This is a genomic window from Antrihabitans stalactiti (genome assembly GCF_012932915.1).
Lineage (GTDB): Bacteria > Actinomycetota > Actinomycetes > Mycobacteriales > Mycobacteriaceae > Antrihabitans > Antrihabitans stalactiti.
Genome location: NZ_VCQU01000004.1, coordinates 225,925 through 246,497 on the forward strand (window position 1 = coordinate 225,925; position 20,573 = coordinate 246,497).

22 protein-coding genes are annotated in these 20,573 nt (G+C 64.4%); 9 read left to right on the plus strand and 13 right to left on the minus strand.

Annotation, left to right across the window (positions count from 1 at the left end):
• Together FGL95_RS13370 and FGL95_RS13375 are read left to right on the plus strand one after the other, a co-directional pair.
• Complete coding sequence (locus tag FGL95_RS13370; RefSeq protein ID WP_169587494.1) at positions 1-897, plus strand: alpha/beta hydrolase-fold protein; 897 nt, start codon at positions 1-3, stop codon at positions 895-897.
• 72 nt (positions 898-969) lie between these two features.
• The gene (locus FGL95_RS13375; RefSeq protein ID WP_169587496.1) at positions 970-1,236 is read left to right on the plus strand and encodes a hypothetical protein; all 267 of its coding nucleotides are present in this window, start codon (positions 970-972) and stop codon (positions 1,234-1,236) included.
• A gap of 22 nt (positions 1,237-1,258) precedes the next feature.
• Here the strand turns inward: FGL95_RS13375 and FGL95_RS13380 are convergent, their stop codons facing one another.
• The 6 genes from FGL95_RS13380 to FGL95_RS13405 all read right to left on the minus strand — a co-directional run bounded on the left by FGL95_RS13380 (position 1,259) and on the right by FGL95_RS13405 (position 9,055).
• The gene (locus tag FGL95_RS13380; RefSeq protein ID WP_169587499.1) at positions 1,259-1,945 is read right to left on the minus strand and encodes a sirohydrochlorin chelatase; all 687 of its coding nucleotides are present in this window, start codon (positions 1,943-1,945) and stop codon (positions 1,259-1,261) included.
• Complete coding sequence (locus FGL95_RS13385; RefSeq protein ID WP_169587501.1) at positions 1,942-3,105, minus strand: uroporphyrinogen-III synthase; 1,164 nt, start codon at positions 3,103-3,105, stop codon at positions 1,942-1,944. The genes FGL95_RS13380 and FGL95_RS13385 overlap by 4 nt, the downstream gene beginning before the upstream one ends.
• Positions 3,102-3,524 (minus strand): nitrite reductase small subunit NirD, encoded by a 423-nt coding sequence (nirD, locus tag FGL95_RS13390; protein WP_169587503.1) that lies wholly within the window; start codon positions 3,522-3,524, stop codon positions 3,102-3,104. Before nirD ends, FGL95_RS13385 begins: the two co-directional genes overlap by 4 nt.
• An 86-nt stretch (positions 3,525-3,610) precedes the next feature.
• Positions 3,611-6,130, minus strand: a complete 2,520-nt coding sequence (gene nirB, locus FGL95_RS13395) for a nitrite reductase large subunit NirB (protein WP_206071830.1) — start codon at positions 6,128-6,130, stop codon at positions 3,611-3,613.
• A gap of 87 nt (positions 6,131-6,217) precedes the next feature.
• Complete coding sequence (locus FGL95_RS13400) at positions 6,218-7,663, minus strand: MFS transporter (protein ID WP_169587505.1); 1,446 nt, start codon at positions 7,661-7,663, stop codon at positions 6,218-6,220.
• A gap of 147 nt (positions 7,664-7,810) precedes the next feature.
• Complete coding sequence (locus FGL95_RS13405; RefSeq protein WP_338079850.1) at positions 7,811-9,055, minus strand: MFS transporter; 1,245 nt, start codon at positions 9,053-9,055, stop codon at positions 7,811-7,813.
• A 53-nt stretch (positions 9,056-9,108) separates the two neighbouring features.
• Here FGL95_RS13405 and FGL95_RS13410 point away from each other — a divergent pair, with 53 nt between their 5' ends.
• Positions 9,109-9,786 carry a FadR/GntR family transcriptional regulator gene (locus FGL95_RS13410; protein WP_169587507.1) on the plus strand — a complete coding sequence of 226 codons (678 nt, stop codon included), beginning with the start codon at positions 9,109-9,111 and terminating at the stop codon, positions 9,784-9,786.
• Positions 9,787-9,818: 32 nt separating this feature from the next.
• Here the strand turns inward: FGL95_RS13410 and FGL95_RS13415 are convergent, their stop codons facing one another.
• The 3 genes from FGL95_RS13415 to FGL95_RS13425 all read right to left on the minus strand — a co-directional run bounded on the left by FGL95_RS13415 (position 9,819) and on the right by FGL95_RS13425 (position 13,104).
• Positions 9,819-10,670, minus strand: coding sequence for a TIGR02569 family protein (locus FGL95_RS13415; RefSeq protein ID WP_169587509.1), 852 nt, complete (start codon positions 10,668-10,670; stop codon positions 9,819-9,821).
• Positions 10,671-10,775: 105 nt separating this feature from the next.
• Positions 10,776-11,951, minus strand: coding sequence for an adenylyltransferase/sulfurtransferase MoeZ (gene moeZ, locus FGL95_RS13420; protein ID WP_169587511.1), 1,176 nt, complete (start codon positions 11,949-11,951; stop codon positions 10,776-10,778).
• A gap of 55 nt (positions 11,952-12,006) precedes the next feature.
• Entirely contained in the window at positions 12,007-13,104 is a 1,098-nt protein-coding gene (locus tag FGL95_RS13425) for a DUF3152 domain-containing protein (protein WP_169587513.1), read from the minus strand.
• Positions 13,105-13,250: 146 nt separating this feature from the next.
• Between FGL95_RS13425 and FGL95_RS13430 the strand changes: the two genes are divergently transcribed.
• On the plus strand, positions 13,251-13,886 hold the full coding sequence (locus FGL95_RS13430) for an HTH-type transcriptional activator FasR (RefSeq protein WP_169587515.1): 636 nt from the start codon (positions 13,251-13,253) through the stop codon (positions 13,884-13,886).
• Between the two features lie 17 nt (positions 13,887-13,903).
• Here the strand turns inward: FGL95_RS13430 and FGL95_RS13435 are convergent, their stop codons facing one another.
• Together FGL95_RS13435 and FGL95_RS13440 are read right to left on the minus strand one after the other, a co-directional pair.
• On the minus strand, positions 13,904-14,131 hold the full coding sequence (locus FGL95_RS13435) for a DUF3107 family protein (protein ID WP_169587517.1): 228 nt from the start codon (positions 14,129-14,131) through the stop codon (positions 13,904-13,906).
• Between the two features lie 111 nt (positions 14,132-14,242).
• On the minus strand, positions 14,243-14,923 hold the full coding sequence (locus tag FGL95_RS13440; RefSeq protein ID WP_169587519.1) for a ferritin-like fold-containing protein: 681 nt from the start codon (positions 14,921-14,923) through the stop codon (positions 14,243-14,245).
• On the opposite strand from FGL95_RS13440, the gene FGL95_RS13445 reads away from it, so the two are divergent.
• The 3 genes from FGL95_RS13445 (at position 14,922) to FGL95_RS13455 (ending at position 18,061) form a co-directional block, all read left to right on the plus strand.
• Positions 14,922-15,140, plus strand: a complete 219-nt coding sequence (locus FGL95_RS13445; protein WP_169587521.1) for a hypothetical protein — start codon at positions 14,922-14,924, stop codon at positions 15,138-15,140. The two genes, FGL95_RS13440 and FGL95_RS13445, sit on opposite strands and share 2 nt — an antisense overlap.
• 101 nt (positions 15,141-15,241) lie before the next feature.
• The gene (locus tag FGL95_RS13450; RefSeq protein ID WP_240963011.1) at positions 15,242-16,834 is read left to right on the plus strand and encodes a DEAD/DEAH box helicase; all 1,593 of its coding nucleotides are present in this window, start codon (positions 15,242-15,244) and stop codon (positions 16,832-16,834) included.
• Positions 16,835-16,843: 9 nt separating this feature from the next.
• Positions 16,844-18,061, plus strand: coding sequence for an Rv3212 family protein (locus tag FGL95_RS13455; protein ID WP_169587523.1), 1,218 nt, complete (start codon positions 16,844-16,846; stop codon positions 18,059-18,061).
• 5 nt (positions 18,062-18,066) lie between these two features.
• Here FGL95_RS13455 and FGL95_RS13460 read toward each other — a convergent pair whose 3' ends face one another.
• Positions 18,067-18,855: an AAA family ATPase gene (locus tag FGL95_RS13460; protein ID WP_169587525.1), complete on the minus strand. Its 789-nt coding sequence runs from the start codon at positions 18,853-18,855 to the stop codon at positions 18,067-18,069.
• 169 nt (positions 18,856-19,024) lie between these two features.
• Here FGL95_RS13460 and FGL95_RS13465 point away from each other — a divergent pair, with 169 nt between their 5' ends.
• The gene (locus FGL95_RS13465; protein ID WP_206071832.1) at positions 19,025-19,621 is read left to right on the plus strand and encodes an acid phosphatase; all 597 of its coding nucleotides are present in this window, start codon (positions 19,025-19,027) and stop codon (positions 19,619-19,621) included.
• 10 nt (positions 19,622-19,631) lie between these two features.
• A complete protein-coding gene (locus FGL95_RS13470) occupies positions 19,632-20,108 on the plus strand; it encodes a GNAT family N-acetyltransferase (RefSeq protein ID WP_169587529.1) in 477 nt (158 codons plus the stop codon).
• A gap of 4 nt (positions 20,109-20,112) precedes the next feature.
• Here FGL95_RS13470 and FGL95_RS13475 read toward each other — a convergent pair whose 3' ends face one another.
• Complete coding sequence (locus FGL95_RS13475; RefSeq protein ID WP_169587531.1) at positions 20,113-20,508, minus strand: hypothetical protein; 396 nt, start codon at positions 20,506-20,508, stop codon at positions 20,113-20,115.
• Positions 20,509-20,573 lie beyond the last annotated feature (65 nt).

Consider the following 20,573-nt stretch of genomic DNA (forward strand, 5'->3'; position numbering starts at 1 on the left):
GTGAATCGTCGTCAGTTCCTCGGCCTCGGGGCGTGCACGGTCGTGGGTGCCGCGGCGGCCGCCGGGGCGGGGTTGTTCTTGCTCGACGAGCCCACTGGGACCGGTCACGTGTCGAGCGCCACGTCGACGCCGACGACCCCTAGCGCGGCGCCGACGACCACAACGACGACGACCGCACCTGTCACTCCGGCGTCGACCACGAGCGGGTCGTTCCGGTCCGCCGCGCGCAACGGCATCGAGACTGCGTGGATGTTGCATCGACCGGCGTCGACCACGCCGTTGCGCCCGGTGATCGCCCTGCACGGCAAGGGCGGCAATCATTCGATGGTCTTCGACCTCGGAGTGGAAGCCCTACTGGCACAGGCGATCCAGAATGGCACGCCACCCTTCGCCGTCGTCGGCATCGATGGCGGCGACGGATACTTCCATCGCCGCGCAACCGGCGAAGACTCGGGCAAGATGGTCGTCGACGAGATCATCCCACTACTCGCGACCATGGGCCTCGACACTTCCCGCGTCGGCTTTCTCGGCTGGTCGATGGGCGGCTACGGATCCCTTTTGCTCGGCGGGCAACTCGGTCCGCAACGGACTGCCGCGATCGCCGCGGTCAGCCCCGCATTGTGGACGTCGGCGGGAGCAACTGCACCCGGGGCCTTCGACGGCGCCTCGGATTACAACGCCAACGACGTCTTCGGCCGGACCGCCGCATTGGCCGACATCCCGGTTCGCATCGACTGCGGCACCAGCGACCCGTTCTACAGCGCGGCGCAGAAGTTCGTCTCGGAGTTGACCACACCCCCGTCGGGCAGCTTCTCCCCCGGCGGCCACGACGGCAACTACTGGCACGGTCAGCTCATCGGCGAACTGGAGTTCCTCGGCTCGAACCTGGCGAAGTAATTCGGTCGAGCTGTCGAAATCAGGTCCGCAGGTTCGACGCATTGGTAGAAGCCGCCAAGCGAAGGGAACCTGATGTCTGCCGATCACCTCACCCAGATCGATGCGTCGATCGAATCGCTCATCGACGTCGTCGCTGGTGACAGCCGGTTGTGTGAACTGCGCAGGACCTCGAAGTACGTGACCCTGCGGCTGCGCAACGGACGCCGCATCGACGATCCGTCAGGACGGCTACAGCCCGGCGCGCGCGGCTCCGCAAGCATCAAGCTGCGGACGATTGCCGACGTCGACCCGGAGCTATTTGCGGACTGGCTGGTCCAGGCCGCGGCCCTCGGACCGTGAGTGAATTTCACCCCTGCAGGGGTCAGACGCGCGCACGGGCGAGCTCGCGAGCACCGGCGCGATAACGCTCTGCCACCAGGTCGACGACGTCGGGATGCACGCCCAACGGTTCACCGACGCCGTCAGCGCCCGCTTGGTGGAGCCGCCCCTGAAAGAGCCCGTGCGCCAACAAGTACGACGCGACGAAGACACGACGTTGCCCGGATTCACGTAACTTCTCTACGACGTCGGCGACGCGGGGTTCGCCCGTCGCGACGTAGCCGATGTGTACGCGGCTACCGACGCGATCGGCGAGCATCGAAGCCGCGCGTCGAACGTCGGCCAAGGCCCGCTTGTCCGACGACCCCGCTGCGGCAAGGACGACGGCGTCGCCGGGGCGCCAGCCTGCCTCGCGCAACCGTCGATGCTGCACACGCGCAAGCACAGGATCGGGTCCCATGGCACGAGTGACGGCGACATCGAAGCCCTCGACTTCACGCTGGACGTCGGTATGCACGTGATAGCCGGATGCCAGGAATGCCGGCACGACGACGGCGGCCTCGCCGCCGAGGTCTCGCAGCGTTTCCGACGGCGACGGACCGAGTACGTCGACGAAGGACACGTGAACACGCGGAACCTTCGCCGACAGCGCCTCCGCAAGCGCAGCAATCATTTCCACGCCGCGTGCACTTCGAGTTCCGTGCGCGACGAGCACCAGTGGTGGGGTCATGAGCGGTCCGAACTGTTGTCGACACACTCCGCCGGATCGAGGGCCAGCCGGTAGCCGCGTTTGACGACCGTCTGAATCGCCTTCGGCGTACCGAGCGCGGCACGCAACCGAGCGATCGCCGTCTCGACCGCGTGCGTGTCTTCACCGCACCCGGGCAGAGCGGCCAGCAGGTTCTCGCGAGACACCACGCGACCAGGCTGCCTGGCGAGCGTGCGCATCAACGCCATCGACGCAGGCGGTAGCTGCCTGACCTCGCCATCGACGACGACACAGCCTCCTCGGACGCTCAGCACATGACCGTCGGCCTGAATCCTGTTGGCACGCCTTGGAAGTTCGTCGGCGATATGGCGAGCCAACGCACCGAGGCGCGCACGGCCGGGCATCGACGTGGCAACGCTGAGTTCCTCGAGCGGCGCTGCCGTGATCGGTCCGACGCAGGCCGCGAGCACGCGACCGCGCAGCGAATACAGCAGCGGTTCGATGAGACCTGTTTCCTTGGCACGCATCAACATCGACGCAACAGCAGGCGCGCTCGTGAAGCTCAAGCAATCGAGACCGGACGAGACAGTCAGCTCGATCATGCGGTCCATGGGCGACTGGTCGTCGGGCGGCGTCCACCGGTAGACAGGGACGGCAATCACCTCGGCGCCCGCGCAGCGCAGCACCTCACAGAAGTCCGGGATTGGCTCCCATTCGGTTGTCGCACCGTGCAATTGGACCGCGATGCGGACACCTTCGACGCCCTCGGCCAACAGGTGATCGAGCACCTCCGCGGACGATTCCGACGCCGGTGACCACTCTTCGCGCAGATCGGCGGCGCGAATGGCACCCTTCGCCTTCGGTCCGCGTGCGAGGAGTCGGGTGCTGCCGAGCGCTTTCGTCAATTCCTCGGCGACACCCCAGCCTTCTGCGGCTTCCATCCAGCCGCGAAAGCCGATTCCCGTTGTCGCGACTGCAATTTCGGGTGGGTTGGCCACGATGTCACGGGTGACGCGTTCCAATTCCGTGTCGTCGGACAGCGGGATGATCCGAATCGCGGGCGCGTGGATGACCGACGCACCACGACGGGTCAGCAACGTGGCGAATTCTTCGGACCGGCGAGCGGCTGTGACACCGATGGTAAATCCGGCCAGCGGCGTTGGGTTTTCGTCGTCGATCATGTGCTTGTCGACGTTTCGCGTTTGAGGTTGCTGTGGACCTGAACGACACCGGCCCAGACCCGCACTTCATAGACGGGCAGACGTACGGACTCGTCGTCCAGGCAGCGACCGTCGACCAACGAAAAAACCTGCTTCAGCAGAGGCGACGCGACGGTCGGCTCGCCTTTTCGGTCACCGACGATCCCACGAGACATCACGGCGGCGCGACCGAACGGATCGATGTTGCCGACCGCGTACAGTCCGCCATCTTCGAGCAGGAACAAAGCGACCTGCTCGCCTCCGCGAAGGAGCACAGCAACTCCGCGGCCGGGGATCAAATGTCGCAACGGGCAAGCGGAGGTCCATTCGAGGCGGCCATCGCCGACGCTGGTGCGCCGGGCGTTGCTGAGGACGTGCACGGTCGTGTCGAGTGAAGTCATCGCAGTCCCTCCTTGTTGTTAATCAGTTGTACGGCGCTGGTGTTACTTGGGCGTTAAGGCGACATGCCCCACGGGTAAGGGCGTTCTCAAACCGGCATTGTCGGCATGCCCATGAGCACCGGTACCTTGCGCGGCCCGGTCTCGTCGAACACGACCGTCGGGTCTGCCTCGTCCGGCGCATTGACGAAAGAGACGAAACGAGAAAGCTTTTCGGGGTCCTCCAGAACGCCTGCCCACTCGTCCTTGTAACCGATCACGTGCTTTTCCATCGCGGCCTCGAGTTCGGCAGCAATTCCGAGACTGTCGTCACAAATAACGGCTTTCAGGTGCTCCAGCCCACCTTCCATCGCATCGAGCCACGGCGCCGTCCGCTGCAGACGATCCGCTGTGCGGATGTAGAACATCAGGTAGCGGTCGATGTAGCGGATCAGGGTTTCGTCGTCGAGATTGCCCGCCAGGAGCACCGCATGCTTGGGCGATTGCCCGCCGTTGCCTGCGACGTAGAGATTCCAACCGTGCTCGGTGGCGATGACGCCGACATCCTTGCCACGCGCCTCGGCGCATTCACGCGCGCAACCCGACACACCGAACTTCAGCTTGTGCGGCGAGCGCAATCCGCGGTACCGGTTTTCGAGATCGACGGCCATGCCGACGGAATCCTGGACACCGTAGCGGCACCACGTCGAGCCGACACAGCTCTTGACCGTCCGCAGCGACTTGCCGTACGCCTGGCCGGATTCCATCCCCGCATCGACGAGACGCTGCCAGATGGCAGGCAGCTGTTCGACTCTCGCACCGAACAGGTCGATGCGTTGGCCGCCTGTGATCTTGGTGTAAAGCCCGAAATCCCGTGCAACTTCACCGATCACGATCAGTTGCTCAGGCGTGACCTCGCCACCTGGCATCCGCGGCACCACCGAGTAGGTGCCGTTCTTCTGAATGTTGGCGAGGAAGTGGTCGTTGGTGTCCTGCAGACCCGCTTGCTTGCGGTGCAGGATGTGGTCGGAATCGGTCGACGCGAGAATCGAGGCGACCACCGGCTTGCAGATGTCGCAGCCAGTTCCCTTGCCGTACTTGGCGATCAGAGCCGAGAACGTCCGCGTCTGCGTCGCACTGACGATCTGGAACAACTCCGCACGAGACTGCTCGAAGTGCTCGCACAGCGCCTTCGACATGACGACACCCGACGACGCAAGCAGCTGCTTGATCATCGGAAGGCAACCGCCACAGGTGGTTCCAGCGCTTGTGCATTTCTTGACCGCTGGGATGTCGCACGCGCCGTCGGCGATAGCGCCGCAGATCGCGCCCTTGGTCACCGCGTTGCAGGAGCAGATCTCGGCGTCGTCGGGAAGTGCACCGACACCGACCTTTTCGCCTGCGGGCGAGATAAGAGACGCGGGGTCGCCAGGCAGCTCGCGACCGACGAGCGGCCGCAGGACCGAGTACGCGCTCGCATCGCCGACCAGAATTCCGCCGAGCAGAATCTTGGCATCGTCGGAGACGACGAGCTTGGCGTAGGTGCGCTTCGCGGCATCGCTGAGCACGACTTCGAGTGCACCGGGGGTCGCGGCATGCGCATCGCCGAAGCTCGCGACGTCCACGCCGAGCAGCTTCAGCTTGGTCGACAGATCGGCGCCTGGAAATTCTGCCGCGCCACCGAGCAGCCGATCGGCGACAACTTCAGCGGTCGAATAGCCAGGGGCGACGAGACCGTAGCAACGGCCCTCGACAGCGGCGACCTCGCCGATCGCATAGATGTAGGGGTCCGACGACGCACCGCCGAGGTCGGTGACGATGCCGCCGCGTTCGCCGATTTCGAGGTCGGCGTCACGGCCGAGCTGATCCGCGGGCCGAACGCCGGCCGAGAACACCAGCAGCGCCGCGTCGATGATCGAGCCATCGGCCAGGTGGACGTCCAGGCCGGAGCCGTCCTCGCGCTTTTCGATACGCGCTGTGCCGACGCCTGCGTGAACGGTCACGCCCAAGTCCGTCACGAGCCGTTCGAGCAGCGCGCCACCACCCTCGTCGACCTGCAAAGGCATCAACCGTGGTGCGAACTCGACGACGTGCGGCGTCATGCCGAGCAGCTTGAGAGCGTTCGCGGCCTCCAGCCCGAGTAGGCCGCCACCGACCACGACGCCGACCGCGCCAGGCTCGGCTGCCTCGGCTGCGGTGCGGATGCCGTCGAGGTCGGCGAGTGTGCGATAGACGAAGCATTCGGGCAGATCATGGCCGGGAATCGGCGGGACGAACGGATACGACCCCGTCGCCATGACCAGCGCGTCGTAGCTGAAGATGTCACCGGTACTCGTCGTCACCTTGCGCGAGTGCCGGTCGATCGACTGCGCGCGTTCGTTGAGCCGAAGCTCGACCAGCGCGTCATCGTCGTAGGTGTTGCCAGCCAGGGCCAGTTCCTTCGGGTCCCAGGCGCCGACGTAGGAGGACAATCCGACGCGGTCGTATGCAGGCAACGGTTCGTCACACAGGATGGTGACCTTCCATTCGCCCGCCTCGTCCCGGGCGCGCAGTGCCTCGACAAACCGGTGTCCGACCATTCCGTGCCCGACGACGGCCACGTTCTTGGGCGACACTGCTTTCGGGGACATGCTTGCTCCTTCTTGAAGATTTTCGATCGGCGCATGGAAACACTCCCGCTGCGTCGTCTCGACGACGACGCAGCGGGAGTGCAAGCGTCATACCGAGACAGAGACCTTGTCGTCGGATTCGCCGGTGACTGCGGGAGTTGCCTCGACCGTTTCTGGTGTCTTGGGCGACGGGGTGCGCAGGAAGACGGCCCATGTCACGATCGCGCAGACGACATAGAACGCTGCGAACACCATGAATGCGCTGGTAGCGGACTTGTCCGCACCGAGGTAGGACTGCCGGAGCACCAGGTTGATGAGCACACCACCGAAGGCGCCGATCGCACCGGCGAACCCGATGAGGGCGCCGGACATGTTGCGCGACCACGCTGCCTGCTCGAGCCGCGTCTTGCCTTCGAGGCTCTTGCTCTTGGCCTCGAAGATCGACGGGATCATCTTGTAGGTCGAGCCGTTGCCGATGCCGGACAGGATGAACAATGCGATGAACGCGACGATGTAGGTGACCAGCACCGCGCCGCTCGCGCCGGGGCGACCGTCGTTGTCATCGATGATGCCCGCCGTGACGAGGACACCTGCCGACACCATCATCAGAACGAAGGTGAACAGCGTGACCTTGCCGCCGCCGATCTTGTCGGACAGCTTTCCGCCGAACGGGCGCGAGATGGAACCGAGGAGTGGTCCGAGCCACGCGATCTGAGCAGCATGCAGTACTGCCTGGGGAGCCGTCTGGCCCGAGGCGACGAAGTTGATGTTGAGCACCTGGCCGAACGCGAAGCTGAAGCCGATGAACGATCCGAAGGTGCCGATGTAGAGGAACGCCATGACCCAGGTGTGGCTGAACTTGAACGACTCGGTCATGTACTTGAGGGTGGTCTGCTGGTTGGCCAGGTTGTCCATGTAGATCGCCGCACCGACGGCAGCGAGACCACACAGGACCAAGTAGATGGCGCACACGATCTCGGGGCTCGTCTTGGAGACGAATGCGATGACGAGGAGGCCGATGATCTGCATTGCCGGCACACCGATGTTGCCGCCGCCTGCGTTCAGGCCGAGCGCCCAGCCCTTCAACCGCTGCGGGTAGAAGGCGTTGATGTTGGTCATCGACGAGGCGAAGTTGCCACCACCGAGACCCGCGAACGCCGCAACGATGAGGAACGTCGTGTAGGAGGTCTCCGGATGCTGGACGAAGTACAAGGTCAGCGCCGCCGGGACCAGCAACGCGACCGCGCTGAAGATGGTCCAGTTGCGGCCACCGAACTTGGCCGTTGCCACCGTGTAAGGAATGCGCAGGATAGAGCCGACGAGGGTCGGAACCGCCAGCAGGAAGAATTTGCCTGCCGCGTCGATGTGATAGACGTTCTGCGGCATGAAGAGCACCATGACCGACCAGATCGACCAGACCGAGAAACCGACATGCTCGGCGAAGATCGAGAAGATCAGATTTCGCTTGGCGATCTTCTTGCCGCCAGCCTCCCAGGCTGCGACATCTTCCGAATCCCAGTCTTCGATCCAACGCTTGCGCGACTGTGTAGTCACCAGGGCCTCCTGATTAGTTTTGGTGGCCCAACGGTAGGAAACGGGTATTGCCGGAATGATGCGCTGAATGTCCTTGGCGTCAACTGGTCCTCACCTCCTCGGCGTTTGCACAGTGAGGGTTTCGGACATGTTACCGGCGCATTGCTACTAGTGTTTCGAGGCCATCCAGGAGTCTTCCAACACCCGCGGCTTGCACGCGTGCCATGCAGATATGACGACGATCACAACTGCGATGGTCAACATCGCGAACGGCGCGAACCAGGAATGTGTGGCCTCGTGCAGCACTCCGAAGCAGAGCGGTCCGAGGCAGGACACTGTGTAACCGACACCTTGCGTGAACCCCGACAGCGCAGTCGCACCGGCTTGCGTGCGGGTACGCAGATTGATCAGGGTGAGCGACATCGGGAACGTGCTCGGCCCCAGACCCAGGATCACCACCCAGACGACGGGTGCCGCCATCGGTGCCATGAGCAGACCTGTGAAGCCGATGAGATAACACGTCGCGCACGCCACGACCACAGGGAACGGGTTTGCCACACGGGTGACCAATGTCGGCGCGCCCAGCGCCGCAGCCAACCCGGTGAGGGCGAAGATGCCGACCATGCTCCCGCCGAACGCCTGGCTTGCACCGGCGTCGGTGAACAATTTCGGTAACCACGTGAACATCGCGTAGGTGATCAACGAGGTCATGGCAAACATGCCCGCCATCCCCCAGGCGACCGGCGAGCGCCAGACCTGGCCTTTCGGCTCGATATGGCTCGTCACGATCAAACCGTGGTGATCGGCTCGGCGACCGCGCAGCACCGCCACCCACGGCGCCGCCGCCGCGAAGCCCAACAGCGCCCACATTCCGATCGAGACGCGCCAGCCGAATGCGTCGGCGACGGGGACCGCGACAAGCGCAGGCACGACCGTGCCGAGCTGGACCATCGTGATGTAGACCGAGCTCACGATGGCGAGGCGGTCCGAGAAATAGCGTTTGACCAGTGGTGGGATCACAACGTTGCCGATACCCATCCCGGCGAGCGCGAGACCCGACAGCAGCAAGAGCGAGCCGACATCGGACACGACCGACCGTGCCAGCATGCCGAACCCCGCCATCAGCATCGCCAGCAGCGCAGTCAGCTCCAAGCCGAGTCGCTTGGCGAAATAGGGCGTGAGCAGGCCGGACAGGGCGAACATCGCCGGGGGAACCATGCCGAAGATGCCGACGATGGTCCCCGAGAAACCGATGTCTTCGCTGATCCGCGCAGCCAACGGCGTGAAGGCCGTGACTCCGACGCGCAACGTGAGGGCCGAGACGATGATCGCGGCGAAAACGAGTACGCGACCTTCGAGCAGAGCGCGGCGTTCCAGCACTGGCGGCGGTGGCGTCTCGGCTATTGCAGTCACCGATAAATCATAGGATGACCGGATGACAGGAGCAAATGAGTTATTCTGTGTCCATGGAGCCGGTACGACGCAATAGCCTGATTGCGCAGGTCACCGACCAGTTGCGTCGGGAAATTCGAGAAGGCCGCTGGTCCGTCGGGTCGCGCATTCCGACCGAACCCGAGCTCACCGAACTCACCGGAACCGGGCGCAACACAGTCCGCGAGGCGGTCCAAGCGCTGGTCCACGCCGGAATGCTCGAGCGTCGGCAAGGCTCCGGCACGTTCGTCATCGCGGCATCCGATCTCGGTGGCACGCTGGGCAAATACTTCGAAGACGCGCGTGAACGCGACATTCTCGAGCTCCGCCAAGCCTTGGACACCACCGCGGCGGCGCTCGCGGCGAAGCGACGCAACGACGCCGATATCGCGAACCTGCTCGAACTGCTCGAAGCGCGCCGCCAATCGTGGGACGACGAAAACCCGGGAGCCATCGCCGCCGACGTACAACTCCACCGTGCGGTCGTCGTAGCCAGCCACAACGCCGTCTACCTGGAGTTCTACGACTCGCTGCTCCCCGTCATCGAACAAGGAATTCGCCAACGCACCGCCAAATCCGGCGACGCCTTCCACGAAGAGCACGCCGAACTCGTGCATGCCGTGATCGACGGCGACGCCGACCGCGCGGCCCGCACTGCGCGGTGTTTCTTCAACGACCTATTGGCCGAATACCAGCAACAGAGCCCCTCGTGAGTCTTTTAGGAGTCCAGGGACTCCTAAAAGACTCACAACAGCATTCGGACTAAGTCGGAGGTTCGAGCCAGACCCGGGAACGCCTCGGCGGTGGAGCGTGGGTGCAGCGCATGGACCGCAAGGCGAAATATCAACGCACGCAACAGCATCTGCGGCCATTCGGGGAGATCGTCCCAGCGTTGGAGCAGTCCGTCGTCGGCGCCACCCCAGGAGAGCGCGTCGACGACCGCCACGCCCGACGCCCACGGCGCCGGCCGCCAGTACGGCGTGATGTCGGCAAGTCCGGGCGCCATGCTGCCGGAGAACAGAACAGTGCCGAACAGGTCACCGTGCACCAACTGCGGCGGCGTATGGATCGGTTTGCGCAGCGACGCGAGTTGCCCGATCAATTCGATGCTGCGTTTGCCGTCCGGCGACGTCGATTGCGGCGGCAGCGCACCACGCATGCCACGCAGTGGGACCGCTTCCCACGCCGCACGGTCCGCGGCGACGAACACGTCGACATCGACCCATGGGGCCGCGGGAGGTTGCACCAAGAAACGTGGCCGCTCGAGCTGCGCCGTCACCGCGTGGAGCCGCTGCGCCACCGATACGACTTCGTCATGACGCGGTTCCGGCGCCCCTTCGATGAAGGTGTCCGCGCGCCAGCCCGACACAACGTAGCGGCCATCGGTTGCGCGTACAGGCTTCGCAAGCCGAAGTCCGTCGACCTCTAGCGTCTCGCGCACTTTCGCCGACCAGGCGGCCCGAGCGTGGTCGGCGATGGGTGACAACACCACATCACCGCAGCGCCAACCGCCGTCCCAGTCCGCGAGCGGAACCGGATCGACGCCACGCAAGCCGAAGGTCGAGCGCACGTGTTCGGGGGGTTCGACTGAGCTCACAGCCGTCACGGTACCGGCGCAAACCCGCAGCACCGCGTAGGCGCTACACGGAACTGTGCGTGAATTTGGCCCCTCTGGGGGTCAGACGCGCGCACGGGGGCACGGTTAGTAGACAGGCAGGCTGGTGTCGACCTGGCGAGCCCAGGCGATAACACCACCCTGCAAATGCGTGGCGTCGGAGAAACCTGCCTTCTTCAACGCTGCCAAAGCTTCCGCCGAGCGGATACCTGTCTTGCAGTGCAACACAATCGGCTTGTTCTGCGGGAGCTCGGCGAGCGCTTCGCCGGACAGGATGCGGTCCTTCGGGATCAAGGTCGCGCCCGGCAAATGGACGATGTCCCATTCGACTGGCTCGCGGACGTCGATGATCGCCACGTCCTTACCTGCCTCGAGCATCTCGTGCAGCTCTTGGGCCGTGATCGTCGAACCCTCTGCGGCAGCCTGACCTTCGTCGGAGACGACACCGCAGAACGCGTCGTAGTCGATGAGGTGGGTGATCGGCTCCCGTGCCGGGTCGCGGCGCAGTTTGATCGTTCGGTAGCTCATGTCGAGTGCGTCGTAGACCATTAGACGGCCGAGCAACGGATCGCCGATACCGGTGATCAGCTTGATCGCCTCGGTCACCATGACCGAGCCGATCGAGGCGCACAGCACTCCGAGGACACCACCTTCGGCGCACGACGGCACCATTCCCGGCGGCGGCGCTTCGGGATAGAGATCCCGGTAGTTGAGACCGCGACCGTCGGGCGCATCTTCCCAGAAGACCGAAACCTGACCCTCGAACCGGTAGATCGATCCCCACACGTACGGCTTGCCTGCGAGCACCGCAGCATCGTTGACGAGGTAGCGCGTCGCGAAGTTGTCGGTGCCGTCGAGAATCAGGTCGTACTGGCGGAAGATCTCGATCGCGTTCTCGGGTTCCAGGCGCAGCTGATGCAGCCGGACCTCGACATGCGAGTTGGCTTCCTTGATCGAGTCGCGAGCGCTCTCACCCTTGGGCCGGCCGATATCGGACTCGCCGTGGATGATCTGGCGCTGCAGGTTCGACGAATCGACCTCGTCGAACTCGACGATGCCGATGGTTCCCACACCGGCCGCGGCAAGGTAGAGGAGTGCTGGCGAGCCGAGGCCACCGGCGCCGATGACCAGAACTTTGGCGTTCTTCAGGCGTTTCTGACCGTCCACACCGAGATCAGGAATGATCAAATGTCTGCTGTAGCGCGCAACTTCATCCCTGGTCAGTTCCGCGGCCGGTTCGACCAACGGGGGCAATGACGACACGTCGACTCCTTAAATCGGGGCATTCACAGTCGTACAACAGCTCGGTGGCCTTCGATCATCCCCTCGGGTAGGGCCACGGGTTGAACCTGCACACTTTGCCGTCCATCGGCACGACGCCTTCGGGGTCCAGCGTCGCGATGTCGTTATTCGCAGTGCCGAAGGACTGTTGCATCATGATCGGCGCCAGCCCGCCGTCGACGTCGCACGGCTGATGCTGTTCGTAACCGATCGCGTGCCCGACCTCATGGTTGATCTGGTACTGCCGATACGAGCCGATATCGCCGTCGAACGCGATTGCACCGCGAACCCAGCGGGCCTCGTTCAGCACAACCCTGCCCATTCCCTGGTTGTAACAAGACGTGTCGAGCGGAATGTCGTAGCCGCACGCCTGCCGCGTCGTCATCTGAGTGGTCAGCGAAACTCGAAAGTCCGGCTGGCCCTGGTCGATTCGGCGAAACGCGAAGCGCGGATCCTTCGTCCAACTCTTCGGATTCGCGAGCGTCAGATCGACCATTCTCGCGAACGATTCGTCGCCGCCGAAGCTCGACGTGTCGGTGCCGTCCTCGACCTCGACGGTGTAGGTGAAGACATGCTCCTGACCAGCCCCGACCTGGTTGGTCCCGCCGAGCACGATGTGCCACGTTCCCGCGCCTGCCTCGGTGAACGGTCCGCCGTCGGGTAGGGCCCCGGTGGGGATGTTGGCGGCGAATTTGCCACTACCGGGCGGGGGCGCACCGATGGTGGCGCTGCCCTTGGTGTTGGTGCTGAGAATTCCGAAGCCTGGATCGTCGAGACCTTCGACCGAGTCGGTGACGTTGCGGATCGCGTCGTAGCCGACCACGACCGTCAGAATTGCGAGGAACGGTATGGCATACGCGCGCCACCCGTACGTCGTCACAAATCGCCCGACGCGGCTCTGCTTCTTTGTGCGGCGTTCTGGACGTTGCGGCCGGGTTTTTCCGTCGGCGCGCGTCGTCGGATCCCATTGGGCCCGCAGCGGTTGATGGGTGCGTCCCGCTGCGGCGTAATGCGATTCCACATGGCCACTACGGCGCGACTCGTCGACGTCTGCGTCCCACTCGTCGAACGGCGACGGGGGGCGCCCGGCGGTCGGTAAGGACCCCCGCTCACGCGGTCCTCCGTGCTCGGTCACAAGTCCACATTCTCACAGTCAGGTGGTGTCGCTACTCTGCGCACCTCAACCGTCCGTCGAGGACAGTGCTGATCGCGGTGACGCAGGCGCGGGTATCGTGGCGAGACGATACACCCGAGAGAGCGGCGAATGTGATTGGAAAAGATATGACCGGCCTGGCCGACAGGACGCCGGTCGCCACACGACGCGGCACACGACTTCCGAAAGACGAACGGCGCCTGCAGCTGCTGGCAGCGGCCAGCGAGGTCTTCGTGATGCGCGGTTACCACGCGTCGGGGATGGACGAGATCTCCGAATGCGCCGGGGTGAGCAAGCCGGTCCTGTATCAACACTTCCCGAGCAAGCTCGATCTCTACATCGCCGTGCTCCAGCGCTATGTCGACAGCCTCATCGCGGGCGTGCGCCAGGCCTTGCGTTCGACGACCGACAACCGCCAGCGTGTACGGGCAGCCGTCGCTGCCTACTTCGACTTCGTCGACCATGACGCGCAAGGCTTTCGACTGGTTTTCGAATCCGATCTCATGGGTGAACCGCAGGTCCAAGCGCGGGTCGAACTGGCAACCGAGGCGTGCGTCGACGCCGTCTTCGATCTGGTGAGCCACGACTCCGGCCTCGATCCGTACCGGGCACGCATGCTGGCGGTCGGGCTGGTCGGGATCAGTCAATTCACAGCGCGCTACTGGCTGGAAGCAGACCGCCCCATTCCGAAAGAAGACGCGGTCGATACCACGGTCGCTCTCGCATGGGGCGGTCTGTCACACGTGCCGTTGCAGCCCAGCTGACATCAAGCTGCTAACAACTAGCTGCTTACAACGAAGCCGACCCGGCCGCCCTGCGACGCACCGATCTCGACGTAGGAGACCTTGCTCGACTGCACGAGGTACTTGCGTCCTTTTTCGTCGGTGAGCGTGATGACCCCGCCGTTGCCGAACGCCTCGTTCACCACGGCCTCGACCTCCGCCGGAGTCTGTCCGCTCGTGACAACCAATTCGCGCGGGCTATCCGAGATACCGATCTTGACCTCCACGGCCAACCTCCGCTGTGTGCTCGATTTCGACTGCTTCGACTTTCGTGACCAGGCTAGTGCAGACTGCGAGCGCGTATGGACGCGCGCACTGTGCTCTCAGCGAACAACGGCTTAGACCAGGCCGAGCAGCTCCATGCGCTGCGCGTGACTGTCCTGCATCCGGTCGAAGAGGGCGACAATATCGCCGAGCGCGCCTGCGGCGGTGATCATCAACTCGGTGAGATCGTCGCGCTGCGCCATCACGTACTGGGCCTGGGTGATCGCTTCGCCCAACAGCCGTCGACCCCACAACATGAGCCGATCCTTTTCCTGCCGGTTGGCCAGAACTGCGGACCGCACTTCCTCGACGACGAACTCCGAATGACCGGTATCGGCGAGGACATCGCGCACGACTCCCGCGATCTCCGGCGCCAACGCGCCCGCGATCTCACGGTAGAAATCGGCAGCAATTCCGTCGCCGACGTAGAACTTGACCATCGACTCGAGCCAGGTGGATGGGCTCGTCGACGCGTGATAGGCATCGAGCGCACGGACATACGGCGCCATGGCATCGAAAACGTCGACGCCGCGATCGGACAGCGCGCGCTCGACGGTCTTGAAGTGATTCATCTCGGCCGCGGCCATTTTTGCGACCGCCACCTTGCCGCGCAGACTCGGCGACAGCTGCGCCTCTTCGACGAGCCGGTAGAACGCCGATATCTCGCCGTAGGCCAGCACCGCGAATAACTCCGGAACGCCGGGGTGATCCAGCGCGACAGACGGCGTCAGCTCAGCAGACGAATTTGCTCCCATGACCGACAAGCCTAATCGCATTGCGGAGGTGCGTGCGCTGGTCCGGTCGGCGTCGATTCCACCATTTGGACGCGGCACGGTACCATTGACCTGGGTAACCGCTCGTATCGGCAATTTTCATATTGAGGCCGACGCGGATTATCCACCGATAATGTGCGCGCACCTGATCCGGATTGCTGCTGAGATCGCGAAGAATTTTCACGAATTCCTACGCTGAGGCGAGCAGCGAAATCACACCGGATTCGAGGGCAATCGGACTGTAAACCACAGGCCTGGCCCACACCTCGTGCGTGCAGAGGCAAGAGGAAGGCCAGTCCCCTGAGCAAGATCACCATCGACGACGAACCCGGCGTAGCCGAGACGTTCCTCGACGCAAAATTAGACGACACCCACACTCCCCCAACCTTCGCTGAGCTGGGCGTTCGCGACGAAATCGTTCGCGCGCTCGCCGAAATCGGCATCGATCGCACCTTCGCTATCCAGGAGCTGACGCTTCCGCTCGCGCTCGCAGGCGAAGACCTGATCGGCCAAGCCCGCACCGGCATGGGCAAGACTTTCGGCTTCGGTGTTCCGCTGTTGCACCGCATCGCTTCGGCCGATACCGGAACCGCTGTGCTCGACGGAACGCCCCGCGCTTTGATCATCGTTCCCACCCGTGAGCTGTGCGTTCAGGTCGCTTCGGACCTCGAAAATGCCGGTAAGTACCTCCGTGGTGACGACCGCAAACTGAAGGTCCTCTCGATCTACGGCGGTCGCCCGTACGAGGCGCAGATCGACGCTCTCCGTAAGGGCGTCGACGTGGTCGTCGGTACCCCGGGCCGCCTGCTCGACCTCGCCAACCAGGGTCATCTGATTCTCGGCAAGATCGGCGTTCTCGTCCTCGACGAGGCCGACGAAATGCTGGATCTCGGCTTCCTGCCGGACATCGAACGAATCCTCAACATGGTGCCCGATCGCAGGCAGACCATGTTGTTCTCGGCGACGATGCCCGGCCCGATCATCACCCTCGCCCGGACCTTCCTGAGCAGGCCGACGCACATTCGCGCCGAAGAGGCGCATTCGTCGTCGGTGCACGAAAGCACGACGCAGGTGGTCTACCGGGCGCATGCACTCGACAAGGCCGAAGTGATCGCGCGCGTGCTGCAGGCCCGCGGCCGCGGCGCCACGATGATCTTCACCCGCACAAAGCGCACCGCGCAGAAGGTCTCCGACGACCTCGCCGACCGTGGTTTCGCAGTGGGCGCAGTGCACGGCGATCTCGGCCAGGTCGCTCGCGAGAAGGCGCTGAACGCCTTCCGTAAGGGCAAGATCGACGTGCTCGTCGCCACCGACGTTGCCGCGCGTGGCATCGACATCGACGACGTCACCCACGTCGTCAACTACCAGTGCCCCGAGGACGAGAAGACCTACGTCCACCGCATCGGTCGTACCGGCCGCGCGGGCAAGACCGGAATCGCGGTCACGCTGGTCGATTGGGACGACATCCCGCGCTGGCAGCTGATCGACAAGGCGCTCGGACTCGACAACCCCGAGCCGACCGAAACCTATTCGAGTTCGCCGCACCTGTTCGACGATCTCGACATTCCCGAGGACGCGAAGGGTTCGGTCAAGAAGGTGAAGCCGGTCGTCGAGGCCGCCGCTCCCGCCGAGGCCGGCTCCGACGAGTCCGACAAGCCCGCGCGGCAGCCACGCAAGCGCAACCGCACGCGGACTCGCTCGGGTAAACCGATCACCGCGGATGTCGAGCATCCCGCCGAGTCGGTCCAGGTCGAGGTCGAGGTCGCCTCGGCATCGCCCGAAAACTCGGACGCTCCCGCGCCTGCTCGTCGTCGCCGTCGTCGCCGCAAGCCCAACGCCGATTCCAACGCCGCAGCTGCGGTCACCGACACGGTTTCGGCAGGCGCGGAGTAACCTCGCAGCGTGCTTGCACCCGAGCGCCGTACGCGCGGCGATCTTGCCGTCGCGGCGGCGATTGTGGTGGCCATAGTCGTTGCCGCAACGCTGATTTGGCTACACAGCGACGCCCGAGGCACGACATCCATCACCGCTGGAACACCGATCCCGGTACCTGCGGCAGCAGTGCAGGTACCGGACCGCCTTGCCGAGCTCTGGCACGCCCCTGACGGAGCGATCGACGCTCCGCTGACTGTCGACGGTGCCGTGGTGACCGCGGACGACGGCACGGTCACCGGTCGCGATCCACAGACGGGCAATGCCCTCTGGAGCTACCAGCGCAACATGCCGCTGTGCGGCGTTGCGAGCGCATGGCATTCGGCGATCGCCGTGTATCGCGATCGCCGCGGTTGCAGCCAGGTCACTGCGCTCGATGGCGCAACCGGGCTACGCAAAGGCCACCGGACCAGTGAGGCCGACGATTCGGTGCACGTCACTTTCGACGGCACCTACGTCATGTCGCAGGGTCCGACGCGGCTGGAATTGTGGCGCTACGACCTCGTCCGCACCATCGAGTACGGGCACGTCGATGCGCCGGTCAACTCCCATTCGCAACCACGGTCCGGGTGCGATCTCCTGTCCGCAGCATCGAGCAGCAGCCGCCTGACCGTTCTGGAGCGATGCCCGGACGAACCCGCGCTTCGGCTCACCATCTTGAATCCCGCACCGAAAGACTCCCAGAAGCCCGAGGAGTACGGGTCGTCCACCTTGACGAATATCGTTGCCGCGCCTGCCGACGTTCGTGTGCTCGCGGTCTCCGGCGACCGCACAGCCGTGTACATCGACGGCGGCAGTTCGTCGGGGCCGGTGATCGCCACCTACGACGGCAGCGGAAAGGCCGTCGCCCAGTTCCCGCTCACCGCTCCCCTGGCGCCCAACGCGACCATCGAGAAGGTGGGTGTGGGGTTCACGCTGTGGACCGGCACCCAATTGGTCGCGCTGCGATCGGATTTCGCGCCGATCTGGGCGATCAACGGCGCGCTCGGTCCGGGGGTGTTGATGGCCGCCAGCGTCTTGGTGCCGATTCCTGGTGCGATCGCCGTCGTCGACCCGGTCACCGGGCAGCTGCGCTCGCAAATTCCGTTGGACCGCAAAGGAACCGAGACCACACCCATCACGATGGCAGTACTGGGCAACGTAGTACTCGAGCAACGCGGCAAAGAAGTATTTGCACTGGGCAGCTGACGCGATTATTCGCTGAAGGTGACCAATTCTTCGCCGCCCCACCAGTAACCGGCCAACGACTCGGCCAGTTCGCGGTACGCCTCGGCGCCTTTGTTCTTGCGTCCCGCCATGACCGTCGCGCCCGAAGCCGTCGCCTCGGCGAAACGGACCGTACGCGGAATCGCTGGGGCGAGCACAGGCATGCCGTAGCGGTCCGCAACGTCGGCAAGAACGTCGCGAGCATGGGTGGTGCGTGAGTCGTACAGCGTCGGCAGCGCACCGAGCAATTGCAGATTCGGGTTCGTGATCTGCTGGACCTCGGAGACGGTGCGCAATAGCTGACCGACACCGCGGTGGGCCAGCGTCTCGCATTGCAGCGGAACGAGGACCGCGTCTGCGGCGGTGAGCCCGTTCAGCGTCATGATGCCGAGCGACGGCGGGCAGTCGAGAATGATGACGTCGAACTCGTCGTGCAACGGCTTGAGCGCGCGCTTGAGCGCGAACTCGCGGCCAGGCTTCATCAGCAGCACGGCATCGGCACCCGCGAGGTCGATCGTCGCGGGCAACAGCGACACACCTTCGGCGGTGTCGAGCAGGACTTCCTTCGCGTGGATATCCGATGTCAGAACGTCGTAGATCGACACGTCCAAGCGGTCCGGATTATGGCCGAGCGAGAAGGTCAAACATCCTTGCGGGTCGAGGTCGACGACAAGAACGCGCTGGTCAAGGCCAACAAGCGCGGCCCCCAACGAAGCAACAGTCGTCGTCTTTGCGACGCCGCCCTTTTGATTAGCAACCGCAAGCACCATCGTCACGGTGACGATCCTTCCGTAAATTCTCCGATAGAGCGAACGCTTGCTCATAGCTAGCGTGGCGCGCGACAGACTGGTCTGTCGACCATCTGCCGAACCCCAAATGAAATCCTGCCGGTCGACATCGGCAACCCCACCCGAAGACATACGCGGGCACGGCATGATTACGCCCATGAATGCCCCCGATCCCCGGCTCATCGTTATGAGACACGGCGAGACCGAGTGGTCGAAGTCAGGCCAGCACACCGGATACAGCGACATCCCGCTCACCGACGTCGGCGAAGCGCAGGCGAAGGCGGCAGGGCCTGAACTCGCCACGCTGGAGCTTCGAAACCCGTTGGTGTTGTCGAGCCCCCGCCAGCGCGCGATCCGGACCGCCGAACTTGCTGGACTATCGATCGAGCGAACGTGGGACGACCTCGTCGAATGGGACTACGGCGAGTACGAGGGTTTGACCACCCCGCAGATTCGCGAGGTGGTCCCGGACTGGACCGTCTGGACCCATCCGTGTCCCGGTGGCGAGACGGCCGCCCAGGTGCAGGCACGCGCCGACACTGTGCTGGCGGAGGTCATGCCGCAGCTAGCCGATCGCGATGTCATCCTCTTCGGCCACGGGCATTTCTCGCGCGTGCTGATCGCGCGGTGGATCGGCCTGACGGCAGTCGACGGCGTGCGGTTCGGGATGGCCGCGGCGGCGTACTCGATCCTCAGCTTCGAGCGTGGAGTACATCAGGTCGTCGCCCACAGCGTCTGTGCATGGCAGAGCTGACCGGCGTCGAATGATTCGACGCGCAACGCCCGACGACGTCGACGCGATGGTCGGCTTGGTCTACGAACTGGCCGAGTACGAGAAACTTCGCCACGAGTGCACGCTGACCAGCGACCAACTACGGACCGCACTGTTCGGTCCGCAGCCAGCGTTGTACGCCCACGTGGTGGAGGTCGAGGGCGAGATCGTCGGGATAGCGATCTGGTTCCTCAACTATTCGACGTGGGACGGGGTACACGGCATCTACCTCGAAGATCTCTACGTGACGCCGCAACGGCGAGGAGCGGGCTACGGGCGGGCACTGCTCGCCGAATTGGCCCGCGAATGCACTCGCAAGGGCTACAGCCGGCTGGCATGGTCGGTCCTGGACTGGAACGCACCCTCGATCGCGTTCTACGAGTCGCTGGGCGCGATCGCACAGGACGAATGGACGACCTTCCGGCTCAGCGGTGGGGCGCTTGCGAATCTCGCGGCACGCGAAGACTGAGGGCCTAAGCCTGCGCGGACCAGCGGACCGCCGCAGGCGAGAAGAGCAGCACGAGCGAACTCAACACCACGACGCCCAAGAGCACTCCGTAGAGCGGCTGGTGCGAGTCGGTCAACAACGCCCAGGTCACCGGCAGCAGGAGCAGTTGCGCAACGACCGCTACCGCTCGGCCCCACCGATGCCCGAAGACGAGCGCAACGCCGGAGGCGAGGACAGCGCCGCCGAGAGCCAGGAACCAGATCGCCGTGCCATACCCGTTGGCTTGACTTTGATCGCTGCCCGCAAGACCACGGATGACGAGGACCACCGCTGTGACGACCGCGACCGCGCCCTCCAGCGCGACGAGCGAGCCCGCCCAGCGAATCGGCTTGGGAGGCGAGTTCGGCTCGGTCTTCGGCACGGCGTCCAGCGTATTGCAACCCCACCCGACCGACCGACCGTGGGTTTGCGCTCATGTCCGTTTAG

Coding starts and splice junctions, on each gene's coding strand:
- FGL95_RS13375 (WP_169587496.1), top strand. CDS start 970: ATGTCTGCCGATCACCTCACCCAGATCGATGCGTCGATCGAATCGCTC.
- FGL95_RS13380 (WP_169587499.1), bottom strand. CDS start 1,945: ATGACCCCACCACTGGTGCTCGTCGCGCACGGAACTCGAAGTGCACGC.
- FGL95_RS13385 (WP_169587501.1), bottom strand. CDS start 3,105: ATGATCGACGACGAAAACCCAACGCCGCTGGCCGGATTTACCATCGGT.
- nirD (WP_169587503.1), bottom strand. CDS start 3,524: ATGACTTCACTCGACACGACCGTGCACGTCCTCAGCAACGCCCGGCGC.
- nirB (WP_206071830.1), bottom strand. CDS start 6,130: ATGTCCCCGAAAGCAGTGTCGCCCAAGAACGTGGCCGTCGTCGGGCAC.
- FGL95_RS13410 (WP_169587507.1), top strand. CDS start 9,109: ATGGAGCCGGTACGACGCAATAGCCTGATTGCGCAGGTCACCGACCAG.
- FGL95_RS13430 (WP_169587515.1), top strand. CDS start 13,251: ATGACCGGCCTGGCCGACAGGACGCCGGTCGCCACACGACGCGGCACA.
- FGL95_RS13445 (WP_169587521.1), top strand. CDS start 14,922: ATGACCGACAAGCCTAATCGCATTGCGGAGGTGCGTGCGCTGGTCCGG.
- FGL95_RS13440 (WP_169587519.1), bottom strand. CDS start 14,923: ATGGGAGCAAATTCGTCTGCTGAGCTGACGCCGTCTGTCGCGCTGGAT.
- FGL95_RS13465 (WP_206071832.1), top strand. CDS start 19,025: ATGAATGCCCCCGATCCCCGGCTCATCGTTATGAGACACGGCGAGACC.
- FGL95_RS13470 (WP_169587529.1), top strand. CDS start 19,632: ATGATTCGACGCGCAACGCCCGACGACGTCGACGCGATGGTCGGCTTG.